Source organism: Ideonella sp. sgz306126 (genome assembly GCF_056032705.1).
The window spans coordinates 389,748-415,943 of sequence record NZ_JBVYWP010000001.1; the positions used below are offsets into that span (position 1 = coordinate 389,748).

Consider the following 26,196-nt stretch of genomic DNA (forward strand, 5'->3'; position numbering starts at 1 on the left):
TCACATCCGGCCTTCGGCCAGGTAGCGCGTGTGCCAGGACAAGGCCTCGCCCAGCAGGTGCGGGGTGTGCTGGCCGGGCGCCTGCGCCTGGGCGCGGTGCAGGTAGTCCAGCAGGGCCGGCCGGAAATCGGGGTGGGCGCAGCGCTCGATGATCAGCCGCGCGCGCTGTTTGGGCGACAGGCCGCGCAGATCGGCCAGGCCATGCTCGGTCACGATCACCTGCACGTCGTGCTCGGTGTGGTCGACGTGGCTGACCATGGGCACGATGCACGAGATGCGCCCGCCCTTGGCGGTCGACGGCGTCATGAAGATCGACAGGTAGGCGTTGCGCGCGAAGTCGCCCGAGCCGCCGATGCCGTTCATGATCGACGAGCCCATCACATGGGTCGAGTTGACGTTGCCGTACAGGTCGGCCTCGATCATGCCGTTCATCGCGATGATGCCCAGGCGACGGATCAGTTCGGGATGGTTGCTGATCTCCTGCGGACGCAGCAGCAGGCGGCCGTGGTAGCGCTTCAGGTCGGCGTTCAACTCGGCCAGCGCCGGCGGGCTGAGCGAAAACGCCGTGGCCGAGGCGCTGCGGAGCTTGCCCGATTTCAGCATCTCCAGCATGCCGTCCTGCAGCACCTCGGTGTAGGCGGTGAGGTTCTCGAACGGGCCCTGGTTCAGGCCGGCCAGCACCGCGTTGGCGATGTTGCCCACCCCCGATTGCAGCGGCAGCAGTTCGGGCGGCAACCGGCCCGCCTGCACCTCGCGCTGCAGGAAGGCCATCAGGTGGCCGGCGATGGCCTGCGAGGTCTCGTCGGGTTCGGAGAACGCCGAGTTGCGGTCGGGCTGATCGGTCTCGACCACCGCGACCACCTTGGCCGGATCGATGCGGAAATACGGCTCGCCGATGCGCTCGTCGGGCCGCGTCAGCAGGATGGGCTTGCGGTGCGGCGGCAGCGCGGTGCCGTAGTAAATGTCGTGCAGACCTTCCAGATCGGGGTTCTGCCAGCGATTGACTTCGAGGATGAGCTTGTCGGCCTGGTCCAGCCAGGTCTTGTTGTTGCCCACGCTGGACGACGGGATCAGGCGGCCGTCCTCGAGGATGCCGGCGACCTCGATCACCGCCGTGTCGAGCTTGCCGAAGAAGCCGAACCAGGCGTACTGCGCGACGTGCGAAAGGTGCAGATCGATGTACTCCATCTCGCCCTTGTTGATGCGGTCGCGGCAGGCCGGGTCGCTCTGGTACGGCAGGCGCAGGTCGACCCCGTTGGCGCGCGCCAGCGCACCGTCGAGCTCGGGCGCGGTGGACGCCCCGGTCCACATGCCGATGCGGAACGGCCGGCCGGCGGCGTGGGCTTCGTCCATGCGCCGGGCCAGCGCCTGCGGCACCTGCTTGGGGTAGCCGGCGCCGGTGAAGCCGCTCATGCCGACATGATCGCCATCGTGGATCAGGGCCGCGGCCTCGTCGGCCGACATGAGCTTGCCGCGCAGCGCGGCGTTCAGGATGCGGGAGGACATGAGCGGGAGGCGCTTTCTCGGACGAAAGCGCGGGATGTTAGCGTGAACCAGGGTTTACCCTTGATTCACGGCCGGCAATCGCCGGAAAAGCACGGTCGCCGGCCCGGTCCGGCGCCGTCGGCGCGCTCAACGTGCCGGCTTGCGGCGGGGTGCGGGCGGCGCGGCGGGCGGCGCTACCGGCAGGCTCACCACCGCCTTGACTTCCTTGAGCACGATGCTGGAGCGCACATGGGTCACCCCCGGCAGCTTGAAGATCGTGTCGTGCAGGAACTGCTCGAACTGTTTGATGTCGCCCGTGACCACCGTCATGATGTAGTCGGACTGGCCGGTGGTGGCCAGGCAGCGCACGATCTGCGGGCTGGCCGCCACCGCCGCCTCGAAGCGGCGCACCAGGTCCTCGGTGTGCTGGCTCAGGTTGGCCTCCACCACCACCGCCAGGCCCAGGCCGACCTTCTCGCGGTCCACCAGCGCGGTGTAGCCGGTGATCACGCCGGCCGCCTCCATGTCCTTGATGCGCTTCCAGCAGGGCGTGGCCGACAGCCCCACCCGCTCGGACAACTGCTGCACCGTCAGGCGGGCATCGCGCTGCAGCTCGGCCAGGATCTGCAGGCTGTAGCGGTCGAGGTCGGGGAGATCGGTGGCCATGGCGCCAGTGTAGAAGCAGCGCCGGGCCGCCCCTGGGTCAGCTGGCCAACGCCCGGAACTGCTGCAGCGCCAGCTCGACCATGCCCTCGGCGCTGCCGCTGTCCTCGCAGGCCGCGCGCAGGCGGCTGGCGTCGCTGCCGCCGCCCAGCACCGCCTGCAGGTGGGCCAGGCCGGCGGCGGCCCCGAGCGCCTCGGCCTGGGGCGCGAGCTGCTGCAGCGTCTCGGCGATGTCGTCCCGCAGGCTGCGGCTGGTGTGGGCCCGCGGATCGACCAGCAGGCCGTCCAGGCCGAAACGGCAGGCCTGGAAGCGGTTGTAGGTGTAGACGAGGTAGTCGTCCTCGGCCGGCAGCGCCTCGCGGTGCGACAGCAGTTGCCTGCACAGGCACTGCAGGTAGGCCGCCAGCGCGGCCGCCCGCTCGACGCTGAGCGGCGTGTCGCACACCCGCAGCTCGATCGTGCCGTATTCGGGCTTGGGCCGGATGTCCCAGTAGAAGTCCTTCATGCTGCGCACCACGCCGGTGTGCTCCATGCGGCGGAAGTAGTTCTGCTCGAAGTCGCGCCAGCTCAGCGTGAACGGCGCTCGCCCGCTGAGCGGGAACGCGAACACCGAGTTCAGCCGGGCCGATTCGAACAAGGTGTCGGTGCGCTGCACATACGGCGACGACGCCGACAGCGCGATGAAGTGCGGCACGTAGCGGCTCAGCGAGTGCAGCAGGAACAGCGCGTCGTCGCCCGACTCGCAGCCGACGTGGATGTGCTGGCCGAAGATCGTGAACTGCTTGGCCAGGTAACCGTAGAGCGCCGAGACCTCGCGAAAGCGCGGCTTGTCGAAGATGCGCCGGTCGGACCAGTGCTGGAACGGGTGGGTGCCGCCGCCGCAGACCCCGACGTTGAGGCGGTCGCCCGCCGCCACCAGCGCATCGCGCATGCGCCGCAGCTCGTCGAGCACGCCGCCATGGTCGGCCTGCACCGTGGTGGCGATCTCGATCATGCTCTGGGTGATCTCGGGCACCACGGTGCCGGGGAACGGCCGGCGCGCCAGCAGCGCCAGCATGTCGGGGCTGGCGCTGACCAGATCGTGATCGCCGAGACTGACCAGTTGCAGTTCCAGTTCGACGCCGAGCGTCAGCGGGCGCGAGGTCCTGAAGGCTTCCAGCGGCATCTCAGAGGCCCCCTTCCCGTTCGGTCTCGCCAGCGGCTGTGAGCGCCCATTGCACCAGCAGTGGCCCCAAGAATTCAAGAATCAGCGTTGCCGCCGCAAGCGGAGCGACCTGGTCCAGCAGGTCAATGCCGACGCGTCGCGCCTGCTCCAGCAACAGGATCACGAACACCGACATCGGCGTCATCGCGATCCCGGTCAGCAAGCCCTTGCGCAGGCTGACGCCACTGGGACGCGCCAGCAGGCCGGCGACCCCCACCTTGCAAGCCGATCGCACGGCCAGCAAGGCCAGCGCAAGGCCCAGCGCGGCCCAGACTCGGTGCCAACTGAGCGTCGAGGCCACGAACATGAACAACACCACCGTCAGCAAGTCGCCCAGCACCCCAAAATTGCGCTGGGCTTGGGTCAGCACGACACGCCGGTGACGCGTCACCAGGCCGAAGGTCAGCGACGCCAGCACCGGCGAGAAGCCGAGCGCATGGGACATCGCCACCAGCACGATCACGCCCAGCGCAAAGGCGACGCTGGCATCGTTGGGCATGCGATGAATCTTGCGCAACACACCGGGAACGACCACCCCGAGCAACGCCCCCAAGCCCGCTGAGACCACCAGATTCACCAGACTGTTCCAAGCCGCCAGCCACAGATCGCCGGAACGGTTGAAGGTCAGGATCCCCAGCACCACTTTGAACACGAACACCGCCAAAACGCAGTCCAGCGCGCTGAGATGCAAGGCGCGCTCAGTCACTTGACCGGCACTGCGGCGCTCGTTGATCACCCGCAACAGCGCCGCCGGGGATGTCGCCATGGCCAGCGACGCGACCAGCGCCCCGGTCAACAGCGACAAACCGTACATCTGCGTCAGGGTCCAGACGGCGGCAAAGGTTAAGAGCGCCTCCAGCACGCCGCTCAGCGCCAACCATCGGTTGGTTTGAAGCCAACGCAGGTTCACGCGGTAACCGCATTCGAACAGCACCAGGCCGAACGCCACATGCGCCAACGGCAACATGGCGTCGGGCCGGCCATCGCCCAGCAGGCCCAGCTGATCCCCGCCCAGCAGGAATCCGATCAGGCCATAGACTGCCACGCGAGGCAGTCCCGCCCAGCGATGGGCTGCCTCACCCGCCAGCCAAGCCAATGCGGCCGCCACAGGCCACGCCAACTCAAGGGGAACGGCCGACGCAGTGATGCCAAGCGACGAGGCAGAATCCAAAGCTGAAAGAGATAACATTGGGACAAATGTATCAAACACCCTCAGCAAGGGCGCTCAGGTCCTGGTCTCGCGGGCCAGCGGCCCCGGCGTCAGCGCAGATCGCCGAGCGGAATCCGGGCCGCATCCGGGTCGGCGCCCAGCAACCCGAGCAGCCGCGCCAGATCGCTTTCCATCCGCGCCAAAGTCGCAGCGTCCAGCACGGCCAGCGCCTCCGGCAGCACGCCTGTGAACGGTCCGGGCGCCTGCTTGAGTACGGCTCGGCCCCGGACAGTCAAGCGCAGCTGCACCGCGCGCCGGTCGATACCGTTGCGCGCAGCCACCAGCAAGCCGCGCTCAGCCAACGCGCGCACCAGGTTGCTGGCGGTCGATTGCCGCACGTCCAGGGCCTCGGCCAAACGATTGACGCCGATATCGGGCTGGGCCGCCACGACGCTCAATGCCCACAGTTGCGCTCCGCCCACGCCGGCCTTCTTCTCGACCTGCTGGAAATGCGTCTTCACCGCGTTGAACACCTGCCGAAACTGGCGCAGGACGCGGGCTGCCGCAGCCGGTTCGATCGCTGTGTCAGCGGAACCAGCGGCAGACAAAGATGGGGATCGATTTGCCATGCTGCGATCATAGGCGCCACTGAACAGGAGCCCCAATGAAGGACGGGCTTCGCGTGCTGGCCGCGCTGCGCCGAGAGGTATCGGCACACCGGGTGTGGCAGGAGCGGGTGGTGGTCATCGGTGCGGCCATCGCCGCAGGATTGGCGGTGGTGGCGTTCACCTGGATGACTGATCAATCGCTGCAGGCCTTCTTCAGATGGCAGCATCGCTGGCCCTGGTTGCCGCTGCTCTGGACGCCTCTGTGCGCTGCCGGGGTGGTCTGGTGCACCCGGCGCTTTGCGCCGGGCGCTGCCGGCTCGGGTATCCAGCAGGTCGTGACCGCGCTTGAGGCCGAGGTGCCTGAAGCGGACAGGTCACTGTTCGTGTCGCTACGCCTGAGCATCAGCAAGATGCTGCTGACGTCCTGGGCCCTGCTGGGCGGCTTGTCGCTCGGACGGGAGGGGCCATCGGTACAGATCGCGGCCGGTGTGATGCACTTTGCGCGTCGCTTCCTGCCCGCCCGGTCCAGCGTGACGCCGCACGGTTTGTTGGTCGCGGGAGGGGCCGCCGGCATTGCGGCGGCGTTCAACACGCCGCTGGGCGGAGTGATGTTCGCGATCGAGGAATTGTCCCGCACGCCAGAGCAGCGCAGCAGCGGCCTGCTGGTCGCCAGCATCGCGATGTCGGGCGTGATCGCGATCTCCTTCTATGGCAACGCCACCTATTTCGGCGTGCTGCATGTGCCCACCGTCGGACTGGGTTTGATCGGGCCGGGGTTGGTCGCAGCGCTGATCTGCGGGTTGATCGGTGGCTTGTTTGCGCGGTTGCTCATCCACAGCCTGGCCGGTACGTCGAAAGACCGCTTCACCCGCTGGCGCATCAGCCATCCGATCCATTTCGCCGCAGGCTGCGGCCTAGCCGTCGCCGTGCTGGGTCAGGTGACTCAAGGCGCCTCGTTTGGCAGTGGCTACGCCCATACCCGCGCGGCGCTGGAGGGACTCGAAGTCACCCCGTTGAGCGACGCCTTCTTTCGCTTCCTGTCGACATGGCTGACCACCTGGTCCGGGGTGCCGGGCGGCATCTTTGCACCGTCGCTGGCGATCGGCGGCGCGCTGGGCAAGGATGTCGCCTGGCTGACCGGCAGCCCCGACCAGACCGCGTTGATGGCGCTGGGCATGGCCGGCTTCCTGGCGGCAGTAACCCAGGCTCCGCTGACTTCATTCATCATCGTGATGGAAATGGTGGACGGCCATGCGATGGTGATCAGCCTGATGGCCAGCGCGTTGATCGCCACTGGCATCTCGCGCCTGCTGACACCGCCGCTGTATCACGCGTTGAGCCAGATCCAGCTGCAGCGGCTGCCTCCTCGGGACGAAGAGGGCAAAAAAAGATCGTGACCTCCGGAGAGGGCACGATCATGTCTCTGCTGACAGCGCCGTTCGGCGGCTCGAGTGCCGGACAGCGTGCTGCCAAGTATATTTGCATCAATTGACTTTGCGCGACGGCGTCAAGCCGAAATCGTCTCGACTCCTCCGACTTGACAATTTTCATCCATCGAATCTCGGATTTCTGGAAATTTGATCTGAATCATGTCCGGACTCCAGGAAATAAAGACGAAATTTTTTCATTGAGAAGAACATGATTCTTCCCAATGACAGCCACCTCCACGCTCGCCCCCGCCGCCCCGCTCGCCCACCCCGACTACCAGCTCGCTGACGCCTTGTGGGGTGAGCGCGGCACCGTGTTCCTCAGCGGCACGCAGGCGCTGGTGCGCCTGCTGCTGCTGCAGCGCCAGCGCGACGCCGCCGCCGGGCTGAACACCGCCGGCTTCATCAGCGGCTACCGCGGCTCGCCGCTGGGCATGGTGGACCAGGCGGTGTGGAAGGCCGGTCCGCGCGTCGCCGAGGCCGGCATCCGCTTCGTCCCGGCGATCAATGAGGAACTCGCCGCCACGCAGGTGCTGGGCACCCAGCGGGTGGAGAGCGACCCGGAGCGCACCGTCGACGGCGTCTTCGCGCTCTGGTACGGCAAGGGCCCGGGCGTGGACCGGGCGGGCGACGCGCTCAAGCATGGCAATGCCTATGGCGCTTCGCCCCATGGTGGCGTGCTGGTGGTGGCGGGCGATGACCACGGCTGCGTCTCGTCCAGCATGCCGCACCAGAGCGACCACGCCTTCATGGCCTGGCAGATGCCGGTGGTGGCGCCGGCCAGCGTCGCCGAGATGATCGAATTCGGCCTGTACGGCTGGGCGCTGTCGCGCTATGCGGGCGCCTGGGTCGGCATGACGGCCTTGAGCGAGGTGGTGGAAAGCGCCGGCACGGTCGACCTGGACCAGGTGCGCGAGCGGGCCGACCACTGGGCCGACGCCGCCGCGGTGCAGGCCCGCAGCGGCCACCGTCCGCCCGCCGACGGTCTGCACTACCGCTGGCCCGACCTGCCCTCGCTGCGCATCGAGTCGCGCCTGGCCGACAAGCTCGCCGCCGTCGCCGCGTTCGCCCGCGTCAACCCGATCGACCGCGAGCTGATCGCCAGCCCCCAGGCCCGGGTCGGCATCGTCACCTGCGGCAAGGCCCACTTCGACCTGATGGAAGTGCTTCGCCGGCTCGAAATCACACCCGAGATGCTGGCCCAGGTCGGCGTGCGCCTGTACAAGGTGGGGCTGGCGTTTCCGCTGGAAACCACCCGCCTGGCCGACTTCACCGCCGGCCTCGCCGAGCTGCTGGTGGTGGAGGAGAAGGGCGCGATCGTCGAAACCCAGCTGCGCGAGCTGTTCTACAACGCGCCGCCGGCCTCGCGCCCGGCCATCGTGGGCAAGCGCGACCGCCGCGGCGAGCCCTTCGTCTCGGCGCTGGGCGAACTGCGGCCGTCGCGCCTGATCGAGCAGGTGGCGCAGTGGCTGGGCGAGCACTTTCCGAACAACCCGGTGCTGGGCGACCACTTCCGGCATGTCCGCGACTTCACCCCGCCCGAGCTGCTGAGCAATGCGGGCGACAGCGTCAAGCGCCTGCCCTACTTCTGCGCCGGCTGCCCGCACAACACCAGCACCCAGGTCCCCGAAGGCAGCACTGCGCGCGCCGGCATCGGCTGCCACTTCATGGCCAACTGGATGGACCGCAGCACCGCCGGCCTGATCCAGATGGGCGGCGAAGGCGTCGACTGGGTCTCGCACTCGATGTTCACCCGCACGCCGCACGTGTTCCAGAACCTGGGCGACGGCACCTACTACCACTCGGGCTACCTCGCGATCCGCCAGGCGGTGGCCGCGAAGGCCACGCTGACCTACAAGATCCTGTTCAACGACGCGGTGGCGATGACCGGCGGCCAGCCGGTGGACGGCGTCATCAGCGTCGACGCCATCGCCCGCCAGGTCGAGAGCGAAGGCGTGCAGCGCGTGGTCGTGGTCAGCGACGACATCGGCAAGTACGACGCGATCAAGGGCCGCTTCCCCGCCGGCACCCAGTTCCATGACCGCAGCGCGCTCGACGCGGTGCAGCGCGAGCTGCGCGAGGTCGCCGGCGTGACGGTGCTGATCTACGAGCAGACCTGTGCGGCCGAAAAGCGCCGCCGGCGCAAGAAGAAGGAGCTGGCCGACCCGCCCAAGCGCCTGTTCATCTTCGATGCCGTCTGCGAAGGCTGCGGCGACTGCACGGTGCAAAGCAACTGCGTGGCCGTACTGCCGCACGAGACGGCGCTGGGCCGCAAGCGCAAGATCGACCAGACCGCCTGCAACAAGGACTATGCCTGCGCCCAGGGCTTCTGCCCCAGCTTCGTGGGCGTGCGCGGCGGCACGCTGCGCAAGAAAAGCGGCGCGCTGTCCGCCGACAAGAGCGCGTTTCTCGCCCGCGTGGCCGCGCTTCCTCAACCCGCGCCGCACCGCTGGGACGGCCCCTGGGACCTGCTGGTCACGGGGGTCGGCGGCACCGGCGTGGTGACCGTGGGCGCGGTGATCGCGATGGCGGCCCACCTCGAAGGCAAGGCCGCCAGCGTGCTCGACTTCATGGGCTTCGCGCAAAAGGGCGGCGCGGTGCTGAGCCACGTGCGGCTGGCCGACCGGCCGTCGCGCCTGAACCAGGTGCGCATCGACACCCAGCAGGCGGACGCCATCCTGGCTTGCGACCTGGTGGTGGGCGCCTCGGCCGATGCGCTGCAGACGGTGCGCCACGGCCGCACCCGGATCCTCGCCAACCTCCACGAAGTGCCGGTGGCCGAATCGCTGCGCAATCCCGACGCCGACCTGCAGGTGGACGCGCTGCTCCAGAAGATGCGCTTCGTCGCCGGCGATGCCCAGGTGCAGACCTTCGACGCCCAGGCGCTAGCCGAGGATTTCCTCGGCGACACCGTCACCAGCAACATCCTCGCGATGGGCCTGGCCTGGCAGCGCGGTCTGGTGCCGGTGAGCCTGGCCGCGATGGAGCAGGCGATCCGCTTGAACAACGTGGCGGTCGAAAGCAACCTGCTGGCCTTCGCGCTGGGCCGCCTGGCCGCCGCCGACCCGGCCGCGCTGCAGCAGCTGCGGGGCGCCGGCGCGGCCGGCGCGGCGCAAGGCGGCGATGAGCCTTTGGACGCGCTGATCGCGCGCGGCGTGGCCCAGCTCACGGCCTACCAGGACGCCGCCTGGGCCCGGCGCTATGCCGATCGCGTGCAGGCCGTGGCCCGCCACGAAGCCGCGCTGCCGGGCGGCGATGCCCGCCTGCCGCTGGCCCGCGCCGCCGCCCGCAGCCTGCTCAAGTTGATGGCCTACAAGGACGAATACGAAGTCGCCCGCCTCTACAGCGAGCCGGCCTTCCGCGAAGCCTTGCAGGCCCAGTTCGACGGCGAGCTGCAGCTCGAATTCCACATGGCGCCGCCGCTGCTGGCCCGGCCGAAGAACGGCCAGGCGCCCAGGAAGATCGCGCTCGGTCCGTGGCTGCTCGGCGCCATGCGCTGGCTGGCCAGGGGAAAGGCCTTGCGCGGCGGCCCGCTGGACCTGTTCGGCCGCACGGCCGAACGCCGGCTGGAGCGCGCGCTGATCACCGAGTTCGAAGCCCGTCTGGACGCGCTGCTGCCGGACCTGAGCGCCGAGCGCCAGGCGGTGGCGGCCGACATCGCCAGGGTGCCGCTGGCGATGCGCGGCTTCGGCCACGTCAAGCTCGCCAACATCGCGCTGGCCCGGGCACGCGAGGCGGAGCTGCTGTACCGCTTCAACCCGCAGCGTTATCCGCGGCCGACCGCGGCAGCGCAGGCCGGGCAACTGAAGGGCATTGCGGTGGTGGCAGGGTGAGACGGGTGCCGCCCCGGCCCGCTGCGGCCGACCCGATCAGTGCCTGGACGCCGGTTTCAGGAAGGTGATGACCTGCTGGTCCGGGGCGTTGCGCGAGCCGCAGTGGGCCGTCTCCGCCATCGCCTCGGCCTCGTGCAGGAGGTTGATCACGTCGACGTAGTCGCGGTCCTTCACCATCATCAGCGCGGTCCGGCCGCCCTCGTTGCGGGCCAGCGGATCGGCGCCGGCCTGCAGCAGCGTCTGCACCACCCCGGCCTCGCCGTTGCCCGCGGCGTACATCAGCGGGCGCACGCCATAGCCGATCCGGGCCTCCTTGTCGGCACCGGCCGCGAGCAACAAGGCGACCACCTCGGGATGGCCGCGGTCTTCCTCCGGGTCGTAGCAGCCGTGGAACAACGCGGTGAAGCCGCGCTCGTCCACCGCATCCACCGCCGCGCCGGCCGCGAGCAGCCGCGCGACGATCTGCGACCGTCCGAGGACGGCGGCCAGCATCAGCGGCGTCATCCCGCCCGGGCCGGCGGCATTCACGGTCCCGGCGCCGGCCAGCCGCGCCACGGATTCGGCGTCGCCGCTCTGGATCGCATCCCGCAGTGCATCGTCCATAAACCCCTCACGGTATGAAGCCAGCCCGCATTCTGCAGGCGCGGGCCAAGACCTTGAAGCGAGGCGGGCTGATGGCCTGCCACCGCGATCAGCCGCCGGCGACGGTCTGGCGCTCCACGCACCGCTGCAGCTGGCCGCGCGGCGCGCGCTGCAGTTGCGCCAGCAGCGCGTGGTCCACCTCGCGGCCGCCCAGCCAGGCGCCGAAGCGGTCGGCCACGTCGTCCTGCATGCGCAGCAGCAGTTGCGCGGTCACGTCGGCATCGGACATCGCGCGGTGGGCGCGGCCGTCGCGCTGCAGGCCGAACCACTGGGTGAGCGTGCCCAGCTTGTGGTCCGGCGCCTCGGGGTAGAGGCGGCGCGAGAGCAGCACGGTGCAGGCGAAGTCGTGCGCCGGGTCGGGGGCCAGGCCGGCCTGCGCCATCTCGGCCCGCCAGAAGCCTTTGTCGAAGGCCGCGTTGTGCGCCACCAGCGGCACGCCGCGGGTGAAGGCCGCGACCTCGCGCATCACCTGGTCTGCCGGCGGAGCGCCGGCCAGCATCGCGTTGGTGATGCCGGTGAGCTGGGTGATGAAGGGCGGCACCCACACGCCGGTGCGCATCAGGCTCTGGTAGCGATCGACGAGGCGCCCGCCCTGCACCAGCACCACCGCGATCTCGGTCGCCCGGGCGCCCTGCGCCGGGCCCATGCCGGTGGTCTCGAAGTCGATGACGGCGATGGTCTGGGCAGGCGGGGAAACGGGCATGGCCGCGATTGTCTCGCGCCCTCGCGGACCGGCGCGTCAGCGGCCCGGGCTCAGCACCACGCAGGTGGTGGTGGCATGGGCGTAGAGCTTGCCGTCGGGGCCGACCAGCCGGCCTTCGGCGAAACCCACCTGGCGGCCCGAATTGATGATTTTGCCTTCGGCCCGCACCAGCCGCACCTTCGGCGTCAGCGCCCGGACGTAGCTGATCTTGAGCTCGGCGGTGGTGTAGGCCTTGCCGGCCGGCAAGGTGGTGTGGACGGCGCAGGCCACGGCCGAATCCAGCAGGGCCGCGATCCAGCCGCCGTGGATCGTGCCCATCGGGTTCATGAAGCGTGCGCTGGGCCGGCCCTGGAACACCATGCGGCCGGGCTCGAACTCGATCGGCCAGAAATCCAGCGCGGCGCCGATCGGCACGCTGGGCAGCTCACCATCGCGGATGCCTTCGAACATCTGCAGGCCGGTGCGGTGGATCAGGTCTTCCGGCCGGGCGACACCGGGCGGCGCGAGGCGGGCGCGGACACGCGTTTCGTCCGCCTCCCAGCGTTTCAGCGTGGCGTCGATCTCGTCGTGAAGGGCGTGGCTGGCGGTGCTCATGTCGGGGCCTTGTTTGGCGGGCGTCGCACGACGCGGGGCGATGCCGGGATTGTGCCGAGCCGGCAGTTCCCCTGCCCCGCAGTCCCGCATCTGTCGCGCAGGCGTCAGCAGCGCGTTGCCCGCCCCGGCCCTGGGGCGATCGAGCCGGGCGGAGAATGCGCTGGCCGCCACGGCCGCGGTAGCCTGCCGATCCGCCCGGCCTTTGTCGACCCCCGCAACACCAAGCACCGATGAAATACCTGCACACCATGGTCCGCGTGACCGACCTCGACACCTCGCTGGGCTTTTACCGCGACGCCCTCGGCCTGGAGGTAGTCCGCCGCAAGGACTTCCCGGAAGGCCGCTTCACGCTGGTCTACCTGGCCGCGCCGGGCGACGGCGACGCGCAGGTGGAGCTGACCTGGAACCACGACCCCGAGGTCTACACCGGCGGGCGCAATTTCGGCCATCTGGCCTACGCGGTCGACGACATCTACGCCGCCTGCCTGCGGCTGCAGCAGCACGGCGTCGCGATCCTGCGGCCGCCGCGCGACGGCCGCATGGCCTTCGTGCGCTCGCCCGACGGCATCAGCGTCGAGCTGCTGCAGGCCGGCGAGGCGCTGCCCGCCGCGGAGCCCTGGGTGTCGATGCCCAACGTCGGCAGCTGGTAAGGCCCGCGTCGGGACCGCGGTGGTAGCATCGCGGCCTGTTGGTGCCTGGGCGACACGTCGTTGCCGCCCGGGGTAAACGGGAAGCAGGACGGCGAGCCTCCACGAGGCGCCACCCAACCTGCGCTGCCCCCGCAACGGTAAGCGGACGGGGTGTTCGCCAGAACGCCCCCGCTCGTGCTCACAGCCACTGGAAGCCCAGGCTTTCGGGAAGGCCGCACGGGTCGCTCCGCCAGCCCGGATACCGGCCAACAAGGCGGCGCGCGGCCCAGCCGTGCGCCATGATGCGGTCACCTGCGGGGAAGCGGGCGGCCGTGCTGCCGAGGGCCCCCGGGAATGCCGGCCAGGCCGTCGGCTCCTCGAGAGTCCCTTCCGATGTCCTTGCGCCCCTCCGTCGCACTTCTGGTGCTGCTGAACACGCCGTGGTTCGCCCAGGCCCAGTCCGCCCTGCCCTCGCCCGACCCCGCCGCCGACAGCGTGGTCATCACCGCCAGCCGCAGTCCCGAAGCCGCCGGCAACACCGCCCGGCCGCTGCAACTCATCAGCGCCGACGAGATCCGCAGCAGCGGCGCGGGCTCGCTGCTGGACGTGCTGCGCACGCTGGGCGGCGTCGAAGTCGCCAGCAGCGGCGGCATGGGCCAGCCGCTCAGCGTGTTCATGCGTGGCGCCAACAGCAACCAGACCGTGGTGCTGGTCGACGGCGTGCGCATCAGCTCGCCCACGCTGGGCACGGCCCCGCTGGAATCGCTGCCGCTGGCGCTGATCGACCACATCGAGATCCTGCCCGGTCCGTCCAGCAGCCTGTACGGCGCCGACGCCATCGGCGGCGTGATCCAGATCTTCACCCGCAGCGCCGACCGCTCGCCCGGCGCCACCGTCAGCCTCACGGCCGGCCAGCAAGGCCTGGGCCAGCTGGCCGGCGCCTGGGCGGCACGCGAAGGCCACACCGACCTGTCGCTGGGTGCCCAGGTGATGAGCACGCGCGGCTACAACATCACCACGCCGGCCAACACCTACAGCTACAACCCGGACGCCGACGGCGACCGCAACCACAGCCTCAACCTGCGGCTGACCCAGCACCTGAGCGCCACCCAGCAGCTCGATCTGCAGTGGCTCAACAGCAGCGGTCGAATCCACTTCGACGACGGTGCCGGCAACAGCTACAACGACAACCTGACCCAGACCCTGACCGGCCACTGGGCCGGCGCGCTGACGCCGACGCTGCAGTCCGAGCTGCGCCTGGCCCGCGCGTGGGACAACTCGACCACCACCAGCAGCAACTACCCTGGCGTCACCAACAGCGTGCAGGACGAAGCCAGCTGGCTCAACCACCTGCGCCTCGCCGGCGGCAGTCTGAGTGCCGGGCTGGAATGGCTGCAGCAGAACGTCAGCAGCGACACCGCCTACAGCCAGACCTCGCGCCACATCGCCGGCGCGCTGGCCGGCTGGCGCGCGCAGTACGGCGCGCTGGCGCTGCAGGCCGATCTGCGCCACGACCAGAACTCGCAGTTCGGCGGCCACACCACGGCCCAGCTGGCCACCGCCTGGCAGGTGGATCCGCAGTGGCGGCTGCGCGCTTCCGCCGGCAACGCGTTCAAGGCCCCGACGCTGAACGACCTGTACTACACCGACGCCTACGGCGACCGCGGCAACCCCGCGCTGCAGCCCGAGCTGAGCAACAACGTCGAGGTCGGCGCCGATTGGCACGGCGCGGCCGTGGACCTGCACGCGACGGTGTTCGACAACCACCTCCGCCAGTTGATCGAGTGGGTCGAGAACCCGGTCGGCAGCTACACCTACCAGCCGGTCAACCTGGCGCGGGCCGAGAACCTGGGCACGACCTGGAGCGCCGCCGCGCGGCTCGATCCGGCCACGCAACTGGCCGTCAACCTGACGTTCCAGAATCCGAAGGACAGCACCACCGGCGCCCCGTTGCAGCGCCGCGCCAAGGCCTTCGGGGGCCTGCACCTGAGCCACCGCAGTGGTGCGTGGCAGGTCGGCACGGACCTGAGCTGGGTCGGCGCGCGCTATGACTCCAGCACCGCGATCGCCGCCACCCGGATGGGCGGCTACGGCCTGGCGGCGGTCTTCGCGCGCTGGCAGGTCGCGCCGGCCTGGTCGCTGGAAGGGCGCATCGACAACCTGGCCGACAAGCAGTACACGGCGGCCCAGGGCTACGTGCCGCCGGGCCGGCTCGGTCAGATGACGCTGCGCTGGACGCCGCAGCGCTGAAGCCCGCAGGCCCGACATGCTCGCCCGCCGCGCCCGCCGCCCCTTGCCAGTGCTGCTGACCCTGGCCGCCGTGCTGCTGGCGGTGCTGGGCGTGGCCCTGGCCAGCGGCAGCAGCGCGGTGGCCGTCGCCGACCTGCCGCGCCTGCTGCTGCGGCCGGACGACAGCGCGGCCTCCGAGATCGTCCACCGCCTGCGCCTGCCGCGCGCGCTGGCGGCGATGGCCACCGGCGCGCTGCTCGCCCAGGCCGGCGCGCTGATGCAGGTGCTGCTGCGCAACCCGCTGGCCGATCCGTATGTGCTGGGCCTGTCGGGCGGCGCGGCGCTGGGCGCGCTGGGGGCGCTGGCGCTGGGCGGCGGCCTGTGGCTGCTGCACCTGGGGGCATTGGGCGGGGCTTTGCTGGTGGTGCTGCTGGTGTTCGCGCTGGCGCGCCACGAACTGGGCACCGTCGACCGCGCCAGCAGCGACGACCCGGCCCCGCGCCTGCTGCTGACCGGCGTGATGCTGTCGTCGATCACGATGGCCGGCGTCAGCCTGATCCTGGCGCTGGCGCCGGGCGAGCAAGTGCGCGGCATGCTGTTCTGGCTGCTGGGCGACCTGTCCGGCGCCGAGCTGCCCTGGCCGGTGCTGGCGGCGCCGCTGCTGCTGAGCCTGGCGCTGTGGCCGCTGGGCCGCGAGCTGAACCTGCTGCTGAGCGGCCCCGGCGCGGCGCAGATGCTGGGCGTGCCGGTGCGGCGGGTGCGTGCGGCGATCTACCTCGGCGCGTCGGCCGCCGCCGCGCTGGCGGTGGCCAGCGCCGGCGCGATCGGCTTCGTCGGCCTGGTCGTGCCGCATGCGCTGCGCCTGCTCGTGGGCAACGACCAGCGCCTGCTGATCCCGGCCAGCGCGCTGGCCGGCGCCGCCTTTCTGCTGGCCGCCGACACGCTGGCGCGCAGCGTCGCGGCGCCACTGCAATTGCCGGTCGGCGTGATCACCGCGCTGATCGGCGCGCCGATGTTCATCGGGCTGCTGCTGCGCGAGGGCTCGCACCGGTGAGATCCGATCTTCCACGCCCTGGCGCGCCGGACGACGCGACGGCACCGCTGCTGCACGCCCGGTCGCTGGCGGTCGAGGTCGGCCGCGGCCTTGCTGCACGGATGCTGGTGCGCGAGCTGACGTTCGAGCTTCACCCGGGCGAGTTCTGGTGCCTGCTGGGCCCCAACGGCGCCGGCAAGACCTTGCTGCTGCACACGCTGGCGGGCCTGCGCGCGCCGGCCCGCGGCGCGCTGAGCGTCGCCGGCCGGCCGGTGGCGCCGGGCACGCTGGCCGATCTGGCCTGCCTGCGCGGCTTCGTCCCGCAGCAGTTGCACGACGCCTTCGGCGCGCCGGCGATCGACGTGGTGCTGCAGGGCCGGCACCCGCATCTCTCGCGCTGGCACTGGGAGGGCGAAGCCGACCGTGGCCTGGCGCTGGCCGCGCTGCAGCGCGTGGGCTGCGCCGGGCTGGCCGAGCGTGACGTGCGCAGCCTGTCGGGCGGCGAGCGCCAGCGCGTGGCGCTCGCCACGCTGCTGACGCAGGACCCGCCGCTGGCGCTGCTCGACGAGCCGCTGGCCCATCTGGATCTGACGCAGCAGCTGCGCATGCTGGCGCTGCTGAGCGACGACGTGCGCCAGCGCGGGCGGGCGGTGCTGATGTCGGTGCACGACCTGAGCCTGGCCCAGCGGGTGGCCAGCCATGCGCTGCTGCTGTTCGGCGACGGCCGCGTGCTGGCCGGGCCGGTGGCCGAGGTCATGCGCGCCGACACGCTGGGGGCGGCCTTCGGCCACGAGCTGCATCGGCACGAAGCCGAGGGGCAACTGTGGTGGTTGCCCACGTGACGGCCCCCCTGCCCTTGTCGGACGACCGGCGCAGCCGGGCACGGCTGTCCGGCCGGTGGTGGCGGGTGCGCATGCGGGTGTGCGTGCAGGGCCTGGGCCTCGCGCTGGCGCTGCTGTGCGCCGGCGCCGCGCAGGCCACGGTCCAGGCCACAGACGATGCCGGCCAGCGCGTGGTGCTGGCGGCGCCGGCCCGGCGCATCGTCAGCCTGGCGCCGCACGCCACCGAATTGCTGTTCGCCGCGGGCGCCGGCCACCAGGTGGTGGGCACGGTGCGCTACGCCGATTTTCCGGAAGCCGCCAGACACCTACCCCGGGTCGGCGATGCGCTGGCCTTCGACCTGGAGCGCATCGCGGCGCTGCGGCCCGACCTGCTGGTGGTCTGGTGGCATGGCAGTTCGGCCGCGCAGATCGAGCGCTTGCGCGCGCTGCACCTGCCGATCTTCCTCAGCGACCCGGAGCTGCTGCCGCAACTCGGCAGCAGCCTGCGCCGCCTGGGCACGCTGGCCGGCACGAGCGCCGTGGCCGACCCGGCGGCCGACGCGCTCGACGCGCAGATCGCGCGGCTGCGCCAGCGCTACGGCGGGCGCCCGCCGCTGCGCGTCTTCTACCAGGTGTGGGCCCAGCCGCTGATGACCCTCAACGCGCACTCGCTGATCAGCGACGTGATCGGGCTGTGCGGCGGCATCAACGTGTTCGCCGATCAGCCGATGCAGGTGCCGATGCCCAGTATCGAAGCGGTGCTGGCGGCCCGCCCCCAGGTGCTGGTGACCAGCGTCGGCGAGCCCGGGCCGGACGGCCGCCCGCCCGACCCGCTGGCCCCGTGGCGCGGCTTGAACGCCTTCGAGCCGCTGCGCCGGCACGCGGTGATCGGCTTGCCGGTCGACGAAATCACCCACGCCTCGCCCCGCGTCCTGCCTGCGGCGCAGCGCCTGTGCGAGGCGCTGGACCGGGTCCGCGCCGGACAGGACCTGCCGCTGCCCTGAGCAGCGGGGCGCCGCGGCACCGTCGTTCACATGCCGGACACCGCCGCCTCACCCGGGCTCGCTAGACTGCGCCGCTGAGACAGCCCCTGTTGGCGGCTGACGAGGCCTGCATGGAACGGCGATGCCTGGACCGACGACGCTGGATGCTGCTGGCCGCGGCCGCCGCCAGCGGTGGCTGCGCCATGCCGCGCCGGCCCGACACACCGCCGGCGAGCGCCCTGCCGCCGCCCCAGCCCGCGCCGCCCGGCCCGGCCGACGGCGCCTGGCTGAACCGGCTGACCTGGGGCCTGAACGCCCCCGCCGCTGCCGCGCTGCAGCAGGCCGGCCGCACGCGCTGGCTGGCGCAGCAGCTGCAGGCGGCGCCTTGGCCACCGCGGCTGCCCGAGCCGGTCGAGCAGCAGATCGCCCGGATGACGATCAGCCGCACGCCGGTAGAGGTGCTGGCGCGGCGCATGGACGCACGCCGCCAGGCCTTTCAGCGCGAGCCCGACGCCGAGCTCAAGCGGGCCGCGCGCCAGGACTGGCAGCGCGAGATGAACCGCCTCGCCGACGAAGCGGCGACCCGCCAGTTGCTGCGGGCGCTCTATTCGCCGCGGCAGCTGCAGGACCAGATGGGCTGGTTCTGGGTCAACCACTTCAGCGTCCACGCCCGCAAGGCCCAGTTGCGGGCACTGGTGGGCGACTACGACGATCGCCTGCACGCGCTGGCGCTGGGCCGCTTCCGCGACCTGCTGGGCGCCGCCGTGTTCCACCCGGCGATGCTCGACTACCTGGACAACGCGCACAACGCGGCGGGCCACCTCAACGAGAACCTCGGGCGCGAATTGCTGGAGCTGCACACGCTGGGGGTCGATGGCGGCTACCAGCAGGCCGACGTGCAGGCGCTGGCGCGGGTGCTGACCGGCCTGGGCGTGAGCCTGCGTGAGACGCCGCCGCGCCTGCCGCCGCGGTACCAGGCGCTGTACTGGCGCCAAGGCCTGGTCGAGTTCCACCCCGGCCGGCACGACGCCGGCCCCAAGACGCTGCTGGGCCAGCCGGTGAGCGGCCAGGGCGTCGCCGAGATCGAGGGCGTGCTCGACCGCCTCGCCGCCCACCCGGCCACCGCACGCCACCTGAGCCGCAAGATCGCGCAGTACTTCGTCGCCGACGACCCGCCCGCCGCGCTGCTGGCGCGCATGGAAGCCAGCTTCCGCGAACACGACGGCCGCATCGACGAGCTGCTGCGCACGATGATCGGCTCGCCCGAGTTCGACGCCTCGCTGGGTCGGCGCTTCAAGGATCCGATGCACTACGTCCTCTCGGCCGTGCGCCAGGGCTGGGGCGACCGCAGCATCGCCGACGCCGCGCCGCTGCTCCTCTGGTTGCAGCGCCTGGCCGAGCGGCCCTTTCTGCGCGAGACCCCCGACGGCTACGCGCTCGACGCGATGGCCTGGAACAGCCCCGGCCAGATGACCGCCCGCTTCGAGATCGCCAGCCTGCTGGGTCACGGCGCGCCCAGGCTGTTCCGCGACGACCCTGACCTGCCGCCCGACGCGCCGCCGCCGGCACCGCAATTCGACACCGCGCTGTTCCGGCGCCTGATCGCGCCGCAGCTGGCGCCCGCCACCCGCCAGGCGCTGGCCCAGGCGGTCGGCCCGGCGGAGTGGAATACGCTGTGGCTGTCGTCGCCCGAATTCATGCAGCGCTGAGCCCGGAGTCACGCCATGATGCATCGCCGCCACCTGCTTCGTTCGCTGGCTGCCGCGCCGCTGTCCTGGGCCGCACCCCGGCTGTGGGCCGGGCCGGCCGAGCTGCCGCGCTTCCTGCTGGTGTTTCTGCGCGGCGCCTACGACGCCAACAACCTGCTGGTGCCGCTCGCCAGCCCGTTCTACGCCGAGGCCCGGCCGACCCTGGCGATCGCGCCCCCCGGATCGGGCCCCCAGGCGGCACTGGCGCTGGACGCCGACTGGGGCCTCGCGCCCTCGGTGGCCGACAGCCTGATGCCGCTGTGGCAGCAGCGCCAGCTCGCCTTCGTGCCCTTTGCCGGCAGCGGCGACACGACGCGCAGCCACTTCGAGAGCCAGGACCGCTTCGAGCTCGGCCAGGGTGGCGGCGATCGCCGCGACCTGCGCAACGGCTTCCTGAACCGCCTGGCCCGCGTGCTCGGGGCCGCCGCCGGCGCCCCCGCCGGCCACGAGGCGCTGGCCTTCACCGACCAGTTGCCGCTGGTCTTCCAGGGCCCGCAAAGCATCGCCAACCAGGCCTTGCGCAGCCTCAACCGCCCCGCGCTGAACGCCCGCCAGAGCGCGCTGATTGCGCGCATGTACCGGGACACGGCGCTGCACCAGGCGGTCGACAACGGCTTCGAGACGCGCGGCGAAGTCGCCCGGGCGATGGCCGACGAGATGCAGCAGGCCAGCCGTAACGCCATCGACAGCCGCGGCTTCGAAGCCGAGGCGCGCCGCATCGGCCGGCTGATGCGCGAACGGGTCGCCCTGGGCTTCGTCGACGTCGGCGGCTGGGACACCCACGCCAACCAGGGCGGCGCCAGCGGCCCGCTGGCCGACAAGCTGGCCGAGCTGGGCCGCGGCCTGGCGGCCTATGCCGCCGAGATGGGGCCGCAGTGGCGCAACACCACCGTGCTGGTGGCCAGCGAATTCGGCCGCACCTTCCGCGAAAACGGCAACCGCGGCACCGACCACGGCCACGGCACGACCTACTGGGTGCTGGGCGGCGCGCTGCGCGGCGGGCAGGTGGCCGGGCGCCAGCAGGCGCTGACCGCCGACACCTTGTTCCAGCACCGCGACACGCCGGTGCTCACCGAGTACCGCGCGCTGCTGGCCGGCCTGTGGGCGCGCCAATACGGCCTCGGCCCCGCCCAGCTCGACCGCGTGTTCGCCGGCGTGGCACCGCTGGACGCGGGCTTGCTGTAGAGCGCCGAGGTGCCGGGAAGGACACCCGCCGGGCCACGAGATCCCGTACGGTCAGCGGCACGATCACCACGTCCTGCCGAACAACCTCAAGGACTACGGCTTTGGAAGAAGACGCTGATCACCGTTGACTCAGTGGGAGGTCCCAGTAGAAGGGTTCGCCGTCGCTGCAGATCAACTACTTGGGAGGTGTTTCTTGAGAGGCGTCTCCTGCGACGCCGCCAATCAGGCCTTCTTCTTGGCCTTTGGAGGTGGGTTCACTTCTCCTGCGTCTACGGTAAGCGGCCCAGACTTAGAAGAAGGAACAAGACCGACCTTCGCGATGCCGATCATCAGGCCCGGCAAGAGATGCTCTTTGTCTGGTCCGACTGCACCGGTACCTAGCTGATATTCCACCATGAGATCGAACGTGCCAGTCCTCAAGTCATAGTGCTTGACCAGAATAGACGCCAGTTCTTTCATGGTGAGCGGTGGCTCAACTGGAGTCGGCTTTTGCTCAGTGGGGGTGACTTCAGTGGACATTGGCAGTTCCCCATTCGGCTTTGCCAGACGCCACAGCGCGGACGGTCTGCACACCGCTGGAAGGACTTTCCAGAGTGACCTTGATGTTGTGGTTCACATCTGCTCGGACATTGAGAAAACAGTCCAAGGCGCGCACGACGACGTCGTTTAATGACACAGCATCGCTTGTCGCTCGCAACGCAGCTGCGCGATGCAGTTCGGGCGGCACGCGAACATTGAACAACCCTCGGAACGGGCGCTGTGGTTCCTTTCCAAGCGTCGCACATGTTGAGACGTAGTCATCGACTGCAGCCTCAAACTCTCGCTGAAGTTCACGAGGGGAGTCCGCTTCGTACGTGACGAGGTCGTCGATGAACAGGATCTTGCCTCGGCACACGCCGCGCTGCATGTCCAACTCAGCGGTGCCTTCGTATTCCTTGTACTTAAGAATGTCCACAGTAGAGCCTAGATGAAGCCATTTGCTCGGAGGTGCTCGACAACGTCTGCGACGCATCCCTTGTCGACGTTCGGAGTCGGGTGAGGCTCATGACAGATGATCAACGCCTTCTTCTCTGCGTGAAAGAACTTGCGGCGCGAACCGGTGTTCTTGAGTAGCTCATAGCCGAGGTGCTCGAGGACGGCCTTGAGCTCTTGCCACTTGATATCGGCGGGCGGTGGTGTCGCACATAGCCTGTCGAGGGCCTTCTGGTGTTTGGACATCGGAGTCTACGTCCTGAGGCCGCCAGTGTAACCGGAAAATAGTTACAGAGACCACCCCTTGTTCACAGGGCCCGGTCTGCCGTCGCCATATTGGTGATCACTAACTTTCGAGACGCCTAACGCGTTATGGACGACAAGCTGACGCCGCTTTGCGCGACTGATGTCGTCTCAATGGACGATCACGTTCGATGGCAAGTGTTTGTCGCATTTGATTTTCCTCCCGTCTGAACGGACGTTCACGCCGCCCTAATTTGCCGCGCAAAGCGGCGTTTCTCTTTTTGTTCGTTGCCACCTGCGGACGCCGCCCCGGACGGGCTCAGGCGAGTGCCTTGGCCAGCAGCGGAAGGCTGATGTCCATCCGATAGTCGACGGCCGTGTGGTCGTCTGCGAATTCCTCGTAGACATGCGGCACGTCCAGGGCGAGCAGCCGCTGGTGCATGCGCCGTGCGCCATAGACCAGGTTGTATTGATCGACGTCGCCGCAGTCGATGTACAAGGCCTTCAGCGCCGCGAGTCCGCGCCCGTGTTGTTCGACCAGGCTCAGCGGATCCCAGGCCATCCAGTTCGCCCAGCGCTCCGGGATCAGCTCGCAGGTATCGAGCGTCACCGGCAGGCGCACGCCGTAGGGCGCGGAAGGGTCCGGGTCGAAGCTCGCGGCTTGCGCCAGCATCATCAGGATGTGCACATCGCTGTCCTTGGGCTTCCTGGCTTGCCAGAACGCATCGATCCACCCTTCGATGTCGGGCTGCTTGGCGAGCGCCTGCAGCACCGGGACGAATTCGTGCCGGTAGAGCAGCTCGAACCCCATGTCACCGGAATGCACCGCCGCCGCGCTCCAGAAGTCGGGGTGCAGCAGCGCGTGGACCATGGCGCCGTAGCCGCCGCTCGACTTGCCGAAGAGGCCTCGGCGGCCCGGGCCGCCGCAGCCGAAGCGGGCTTCGACGAACGGCACCGCTTCGGCGCGCAGGAAATCGTCCCAGCGGCCGACCGCCGCCGAGTTGACGTATTGATTGCCCCCGAGTCGGGTGAAGCAGTCCGGGAAGGCCACGACGACCGGCGGCATCTCGCCGGTCGCCATCAAGCGGTCGAGTCGCTCGGGAACGTTCTCACCGAAATTCTTCCAGTTGGTGTGGGCCGGCCCGCCTGCGGTGAATCCGACGATGTCGACCAGCAGCGGCAGGCCGCGCCCGTCGTGTCCCGCCGGGACGTAGACGTCGATCGCACGCTGGGTGGGATCGCCGAGCAGGTTGCCCGCGAGCACGTGGCTGTCGATGGCCAGGCGATGGACGGTGCCGGCGGGCATGTTCGGGCTTCTGCGCATCTCGATGCTTCCTCTCTCTATCGCCACACGGTGGCCCAACAGCTCGCTCGCTGCCGGGGGTTGACGGCCCCGCGCCCCGGGACGAGCACGTACCGGGGCGGAGCCTACCCCAACCCCGACGCCGCTCAATCCACCTCTTGCAAGGTCTCGGTCCCGCCGGCGATGTTGCCGACCAGCTCCGCCAGGAAGCTGCGACCGCGCTCGAACATGAAGTAGCGGAAGGCCTCGGCCGCCGGCGAGAGGTTCTTGGCGCTGCCGGTGATCAGGTGCCAGCGCCGCAGCATCGGCAGGCCGTCGGCCGCCGGCGCGGCGATCAGGCCGCTGCGCAGCTCCAGCTCGATCGCGTGGCGCGACACCAGGCTGATGCCCAGGCCGGCCATCACGGACTGCTTGATCGCCTCGTCGCTGGGGATCTCCATCAGCTGCGGCCGCAGGTGATGGGCGCGCAGGTATTCGTCCAGCGCGGCGCGCGTGCCCGAGCCCGGTTCGCGCACGATGAAGGTCTCCCGCGCCAACGCCGCCACCGGCACGTGGGCCAGGCTGGCGAAGGGGTGGTCCGGCGCCGTCACCAGCACCTGCGGATGGATGGCGAAGGGTTCGGCCCGGTTGTTCCAGTCGCGCGGCGCGCGGCCCATCACCGACATGTCAACCTCGTTGGCCTTCATCATCTCCACCAGCTGCTCGCGGTTGCCCAACCGAAGCTGCACGTCGATGCCGGGATGCTCCTGCCGGAACCTGGCCAGCAGCTGCGGCAGGAAGTACTTCGCCGGGCTGACCATGCCGATCGTCAGCAGGCCGGACTCGACGCGCTTGAATCGGCTCATCGCGTCCTGCGCCTCCTTCAGCATCGCCAGCAGGTTGCGCGCGTAGAGCAGGAACTGCTCGCCCGCGGTCGACAGCGACAGGCGCCGGCCTTCCCGGTCGAACAGGACCAGGCCGAGCTGCGACTCGACCTCGCGCAGCTGCATCGAGATGGCCTGCGGCGTCAGGTGCAAGTTCTCGGCGGCGCGCTGCACGCTGCTGTGGCGCGCCACTTCGACGAAGACTCGCAGCTGTCGGAAAGTGATGTTCAACGGGGTCTCCTGGTGCGGTTCACATCAACCGAACCTTACGTGAACACCAAGGAAGATTGAGTTCCCCTTTCCGAAGCCTCTGCCTACAGTGGGGTCACCGCAACCAACCCGACCACCGCAGGAGACGCTGATGAACATGCCCGTAGAACAGGGCGTCGTTGCCGACGCCACCCAGATCACCGACGCCAAGAAGCGCTACAGCGCGGGCGTGCTGAAGTACCGACAGATGGGCTACTGGCAGCCCGACTACGTGCCGCGCGACACCGACACCATCTGCCTGTTCCGCATCACGCCGCAGGACGGCGTGGACCCGGTGGAAGCCGGCGCGGCGGTGGCCGGCGAGAGCAGCACCGCGACCTGGACCGTGGTCTGGACCGATCGCCTGACGGCCTGCGAGAACTACCGCGCCAAGTGCTTCAAGGTCGAGGCCGTGCCGGGCCGGCCGGGCGAGTACTTCGCCTGGGTGGCGTACGACATCATCCTGTTTGAGGAAGGCTCGATCGCCAACATCACCGCCAGCCTGATCGGCAATGTCTTCAGCTTCAAGCCGCTGAAGGCCGCACGCTTGGAGGACATCCGCGTGCCGGTGGCGCTGGTCAAGACCTTCAAGGGGCCGCCCACCGGCCTGGTGGTCGAGCGTGAACGCCTGGACAAGTTCGGCCGCCCGCTGCTGGGCGCCACCACCAAGCCCAAGCTGGGCCTGTCGGGCCGCAACTACGGCCGGGTGATCTACGAAGGCCTCAAGGGCGGGCTGGACTTCATGAAGGACGACGAGAACATCAACTCGCAACCCTTCATGCACTGGCGCGACCGCTTCCTCTACGTGATGGACGGCGTCAACAAGGCCAGCGCCGCCACCGGCGAGGTCAAGGGCAGCTACCTCAATGTCACCGGCGCCACGATGGAAGACATCTACGAGCGCGCCGAGTTCGCCAAGGAGCTGGGCAGCGTGGTGATCATGGTCGACCTGATCATCGGCTGGAGCGCCATCCAGTCGATCGCCAACTGGGCACGCAAGAACGACATGATCGTGCACATGCACCGCGCCGGCCACGGTACCTACACGCGGCAGAAGAACCACGGCGTGTCGTTCCGCGTGATGGCCAAGTGGCTGCGCCTGGCCGGCGTGGACCACCTGCACACCGGCACTGCGGTGGGCAAGCTCGAAGGCGACCCGATGACGGTGCAGGGCTACTACAACGTCTGCCGCGACGCCTACACCCGGCAGGACCTGCCGCGCGGCCTGTTCTTCGACCAGGACTGGTGCGACATGAAGAAGGTCATGCCGGTGGCGTCGGGCGGCATCCACGCCGGCCAGATGCACCAGCTGATCGACCTCTTCGGCGACGACGTGATCCTGCAGTTCGGCGGCGGCACCATCGGCCACCCGGCGGGCATCCAGGCCGGTGCCGTGGCCAACCGCGTGGCCCTGGAGTGCATGGTCAAGGCGCGCAACGAGGGCCGTGACATCAAGAACGAAGGCCCGCAGATCCTGCAGGACGCCGCGCGCTTCTGCACCCCGCTCAAGCAGGCGCTCGATACCTGGAAGGACGTGAGCTTCAACTACGCCTCGACCGACACCAGCGATTACGCCGTCACGCCCGCCGTGGCCTGAGCGCCGCGGCCCTTCAAAGATCAGGAGACCCC

At 69.8% G+C, this 26,196-nt stretch carries 23 protein-coding genes and 1 riboswitch; of the genes, 10 read left to right on the plus strand and 13 right to left on the minus strand.

The features are described from left to right. From AC0N04_RS01795 to AC0N04_RS01815, 5 genes are all read right to left on the minus strand, one after another. Positions 1-1,506, minus strand: a complete 1,506-nt coding sequence (locus AC0N04_RS01795; protein WP_474278009.1) for an acetyl-CoA hydrolase/transferase family protein — start codon at positions 1,504-1,506, stop codon at positions 1-3. A gap of 126 nt (positions 1,507-1,632) precedes the next feature. Next, the gene (locus AC0N04_RS01800) at positions 1,633-2,151 is read right to left on the minus strand and encodes an Lrp/AsnC family transcriptional regulator (RefSeq protein WP_474278011.1); all 519 of its coding nucleotides are present in this window, start codon (positions 2,149-2,151) and stop codon (positions 1,633-1,635) included. 37 nt (positions 2,152-2,188) lie between these two features. Continuing rightward, positions 2,189-3,313 carry a YbdK family carboxylate-amine ligase gene (locus AC0N04_RS01805; RefSeq protein ID WP_474278013.1) on the minus strand — a complete coding sequence of 375 codons (1,125 nt, stop codon included), beginning with the start codon at positions 3,311-3,313 and terminating at the stop codon, positions 2,189-2,191. A 1-nt stretch (position 3,314) separates the two neighbouring features. Then, positions 3,315-4,562 carry a cation:proton antiporter gene (locus tag AC0N04_RS01810; RefSeq protein ID WP_474279038.1) on the minus strand — a complete coding sequence of 416 codons (1,248 nt, stop codon included), beginning with the start codon at positions 4,560-4,562 and terminating at the stop codon, positions 3,315-3,317. 50 nt (positions 4,563-4,612) lie between these two features. Continuing rightward, complete coding sequence (locus tag AC0N04_RS01815; RefSeq protein WP_474278016.1) at positions 4,613-5,131, minus strand: MarR family winged helix-turn-helix transcriptional regulator; 519 nt, start codon at positions 5,129-5,131, stop codon at positions 4,613-4,615. 35 nt (positions 5,132-5,166) lie between these two features. Between AC0N04_RS01815 and AC0N04_RS01820 the strand changes: the two genes are divergently transcribed. Together AC0N04_RS01820 and AC0N04_RS01825 are read left to right on the plus strand one after the other, a co-directional pair. After that, positions 5,167-6,507: a chloride channel protein gene (locus AC0N04_RS01820; protein ID WP_474278018.1), complete on the plus strand. Its 1,341-nt coding sequence runs from the start codon at positions 5,167-5,169 to the stop codon at positions 6,505-6,507. Positions 6,508-6,761: 254 nt separating this feature from the next. Then, positions 6,762-10,370, plus strand: a complete 3,609-nt coding sequence (locus AC0N04_RS01825; protein WP_474278020.1) for an indolepyruvate ferredoxin oxidoreductase family protein — start codon at positions 6,762-6,764, stop codon at positions 10,368-10,370. 36 nt (positions 10,371-10,406) lie between these two features. Here AC0N04_RS01825 and AC0N04_RS01830 read toward each other — a convergent pair whose 3' ends face one another. The 3 genes from AC0N04_RS01830 to AC0N04_RS01840 all read right to left on the minus strand — a co-directional run bounded on the left by AC0N04_RS01830 (position 10,407) and on the right by AC0N04_RS01840 (position 12,309). Continuing rightward, entirely contained in the window at positions 10,407-10,973 is a 567-nt protein-coding gene (locus AC0N04_RS01830) for an ankyrin repeat domain-containing protein (protein ID WP_474278022.1), read from the minus strand. A gap of 88 nt (positions 10,974-11,061) precedes the next feature. Further along, positions 11,062-11,715 carry a 3'-5' exonuclease gene (locus AC0N04_RS01835; protein ID WP_474278024.1) on the minus strand — a complete coding sequence of 218 codons (654 nt, stop codon included), beginning with the start codon at positions 11,713-11,715 and terminating at the stop codon, positions 11,062-11,064. Positions 11,716-11,751: 36 nt separating this feature from the next. After that, on the minus strand, positions 11,752-12,309 hold the full coding sequence (locus AC0N04_RS01840) for a PaaI family thioesterase (protein WP_474278026.1): 558 nt from the start codon (positions 12,307-12,309) through the stop codon (positions 11,752-11,754). 248 nt (positions 12,310-12,557) lie between these two features. Here AC0N04_RS01840 and AC0N04_RS01845 point away from each other — a divergent pair, with 248 nt between their 5' ends. The 7 genes from AC0N04_RS01845 (at position 12,558) to AC0N04_RS01875 (ending at position 20,937) form a co-directional block, all read left to right on the plus strand. Continuing rightward, the gene (locus AC0N04_RS01845; RefSeq protein ID WP_474278028.1) at positions 12,558-12,959 is read left to right on the plus strand and encodes a VOC family protein; all 402 of its coding nucleotides are present in this window, start codon (positions 12,558-12,560) and stop codon (positions 12,957-12,959) included. 36 nt (positions 12,960-12,995) lie between these two features. Beyond that, a riboswitch (cobalamin riboswitch) is annotated at positions 12,996-13,210 on the plus strand. Between the two features lie 121 nt (positions 13,211-13,331). After that, the gene (locus tag AC0N04_RS01850) at positions 13,332-15,188 is read left to right on the plus strand and encodes a TonB-dependent receptor domain-containing protein (protein WP_474278030.1); all 1,857 of its coding nucleotides are present in this window, start codon (positions 13,332-13,334) and stop codon (positions 15,186-15,188) included. 16 nt (positions 15,189-15,204) lie between these two features. Beyond that, a complete protein-coding gene (locus AC0N04_RS01855; RefSeq protein WP_474278032.1) occupies positions 15,205-16,221 on the plus strand; it encodes a FecCD family ABC transporter permease in 1,017 nt (338 codons plus the stop codon). Continuing rightward, a complete protein-coding gene (locus tag AC0N04_RS01860) occupies positions 16,218-17,042 on the plus strand; it encodes an ABC transporter ATP-binding protein (RefSeq protein WP_474278034.1) in 825 nt (274 codons plus the stop codon). The genes AC0N04_RS01855 and AC0N04_RS01860 overlap by 4 nt, the downstream gene beginning before the upstream one ends. Further along, the gene (locus AC0N04_RS01865; RefSeq protein ID WP_474278036.1) at positions 17,039-18,025 is read left to right on the plus strand and encodes a cobalamin-binding protein; all 987 of its coding nucleotides are present in this window, start codon (positions 17,039-17,041) and stop codon (positions 18,023-18,025) included. Before AC0N04_RS01860 ends, AC0N04_RS01865 begins: the two co-directional genes overlap by 4 nt. 110 nt (positions 18,026-18,135) lie before the next feature. Continuing rightward, the gene (locus AC0N04_RS01870; protein ID WP_474278038.1) at positions 18,136-19,713 is read left to right on the plus strand and encodes a DUF1800 domain-containing protein; all 1,578 of its coding nucleotides are present in this window, start codon (positions 18,136-18,138) and stop codon (positions 19,711-19,713) included. An 18-nt stretch (positions 19,714-19,731) separates the two neighbouring features. Further along, positions 19,732-20,937 carry a DUF1501 domain-containing protein gene (locus AC0N04_RS01875; protein WP_474279040.1) on the plus strand — a complete coding sequence of 402 codons (1,206 nt, stop codon included), beginning with the start codon at positions 19,732-19,734 and terminating at the stop codon, positions 20,935-20,937. Between the two features lie 222 nt (positions 20,938-21,159). Here AC0N04_RS01875 and AC0N04_RS01880 read toward each other — a convergent pair whose 3' ends face one another. From AC0N04_RS01880 to AC0N04_RS01900, 5 genes are all read right to left on the minus strand, one after another. Next, positions 21,160-21,456 (minus strand): hypothetical protein, encoded by a 297-nt coding sequence (locus tag AC0N04_RS01880; RefSeq protein ID WP_474278040.1) that lies wholly within the window; start codon positions 21,454-21,456, stop codon positions 21,160-21,162. Continuing rightward, complete coding sequence (locus AC0N04_RS01885; RefSeq protein ID WP_474278042.1) at positions 21,446-21,892, minus strand: type II toxin-antitoxin system HicB family antitoxin; 447 nt, start codon at positions 21,890-21,892, stop codon at positions 21,446-21,448. Before AC0N04_RS01885 ends, AC0N04_RS01880 begins: the two co-directional genes overlap by 11 nt. 8 nt (positions 21,893-21,900) lie before the next feature. Then, the gene (locus AC0N04_RS01890; RefSeq protein WP_474278044.1) at positions 21,901-22,155 is read right to left on the minus strand and encodes a type II toxin-antitoxin system HicA family toxin; all 255 of its coding nucleotides are present in this window, start codon (positions 22,153-22,155) and stop codon (positions 21,901-21,903) included. Between the two features lie 316 nt (positions 22,156-22,471). Continuing rightward, entirely contained in the window at positions 22,472-23,458 is a 987-nt protein-coding gene (locus AC0N04_RS01895; RefSeq protein WP_474278046.1) for an alpha/beta hydrolase, read from the minus strand. Positions 23,459-23,601: 143 nt separating this feature from the next. Further along, a complete protein-coding gene (locus AC0N04_RS01900; RefSeq protein ID WP_474278048.1) occupies positions 23,602-24,549 on the minus strand; it encodes a LysR substrate-binding domain-containing protein in 948 nt (315 codons plus the stop codon). A 130-nt stretch (positions 24,550-24,679) separates the two neighbouring features. On the opposite strand from AC0N04_RS01900, the gene AC0N04_RS01905 reads away from it, so the two are divergent. Beyond that, a complete protein-coding gene (locus tag AC0N04_RS01905) occupies positions 24,680-26,164 on the plus strand; it encodes a form I ribulose bisphosphate carboxylase large subunit (protein WP_474278050.1) in 1,485 nt (494 codons plus the stop codon). Positions 26,165-26,196: the final 32 nt, after the last annotated feature.

Bases quoted from the DNA above. Each gene is read 5' to 3' on its own strand.
- AC0N04_RS01905 (WP_474278050.1), top strand. From the start codon at position 24,680: ATGAACATGCCCGTAGAACAGGGCGTCGTTGCCGACGCCACCCAGATC.
- AC0N04_RS01890 (WP_474278044.1), bottom strand. From the start codon at position 22,155: ATGTCCAAACACCAGAAGGCCCTCGACAGGCTATGTGCGACACCACCG.
- AC0N04_RS01825 (WP_474278020.1), top strand. From the start codon at position 6,762: ATGACAGCCACCTCCACGCTCGCCCCCGCCGCCCCGCTCGCCCACCCC.
- AC0N04_RS01880 (WP_474278040.1), bottom strand. From the start codon at position 21,456: ATGTCCACTGAAGTCACCCCCACTGAGCAAAAGCCGACTCCAGTTGAG.
- AC0N04_RS01855 (WP_474278032.1), top strand. From the start codon at position 15,205: ATGCTCGCCCGCCGCGCCCGCCGCCCCTTGCCAGTGCTGCTGACCCTG.
- AC0N04_RS01850 (WP_474278030.1), top strand. From the start codon at position 13,332: ATGTCCTTGCGCCCCTCCGTCGCACTTCTGGTGCTGCTGAACACGCCG.
- AC0N04_RS01845 (WP_474278028.1), top strand. From the start codon at position 12,558: ATGGTCCGCGTGACCGACCTCGACACCTCGCTGGGCTTTTACCGCGAC.
- AC0N04_RS01870 (WP_474278038.1), top strand. From the start codon at position 18,136: ATGGAACGGCGATGCCTGGACCGACGACGCTGGATGCTGCTGGCCGCG.
- AC0N04_RS01840 (WP_474278026.1), bottom strand. From the start codon at position 12,309: ATGAGCACCGCCAGCCACGCCCTTCACGACGAGATCGACGCCACGCTG.
- AC0N04_RS01875 (WP_474279040.1), top strand. From the start codon at position 19,732: ATGCATCGCCGCCACCTGCTTCGTTCGCTGGCTGCCGCGCCGCTGTCC.
- AC0N04_RS01830 (WP_474278022.1), bottom strand. From the start codon at position 10,973: ATGGACGATGCACTGCGGGATGCGATCCAGAGCGGCGACGCCGAATCC.
- AC0N04_RS01835 (WP_474278024.1), bottom strand. From the start codon at position 11,715: ATGCCCGTTTCCCCGCCTGCCCAGACCATCGCCGTCATCGACTTCGAG.
- AC0N04_RS01895 (WP_474278046.1), bottom strand. From the start codon at position 23,458: ATGCCCGCCGGCACCGTCCATCGCCTGGCCATCGACAGCCACGTGCTC.
- AC0N04_RS01805 (WP_474278013.1), bottom strand. From the start codon at position 3,313: ATGCCGCTGGAAGCCTTCAGGACCTCGCGCCCGCTGACGCTCGGCGTC.
- AC0N04_RS01820 (WP_474278018.1), top strand. From the start codon at position 5,167: ATGAAGGACGGGCTTCGCGTGCTGGCCGCGCTGCGCCGAGAGGTATCG.
- AC0N04_RS01815 (WP_474278016.1), bottom strand. From the start codon at position 5,131: ATGGCAAATCGATCCCCATCTTTGTCTGCCGCTGGTTCCGCTGACACA.
- AC0N04_RS01795 (WP_474278009.1), bottom strand. From the start codon at position 1,506: ATGTCCTCCCGCATCCTGAACGCCGCGCTGCGCGGCAAGCTCATGTCG.
- AC0N04_RS01800 (WP_474278011.1), bottom strand. From the start codon at position 2,151: ATGGCCACCGATCTCCCCGACCTCGACCGCTACAGCCTGCAGATCCTG.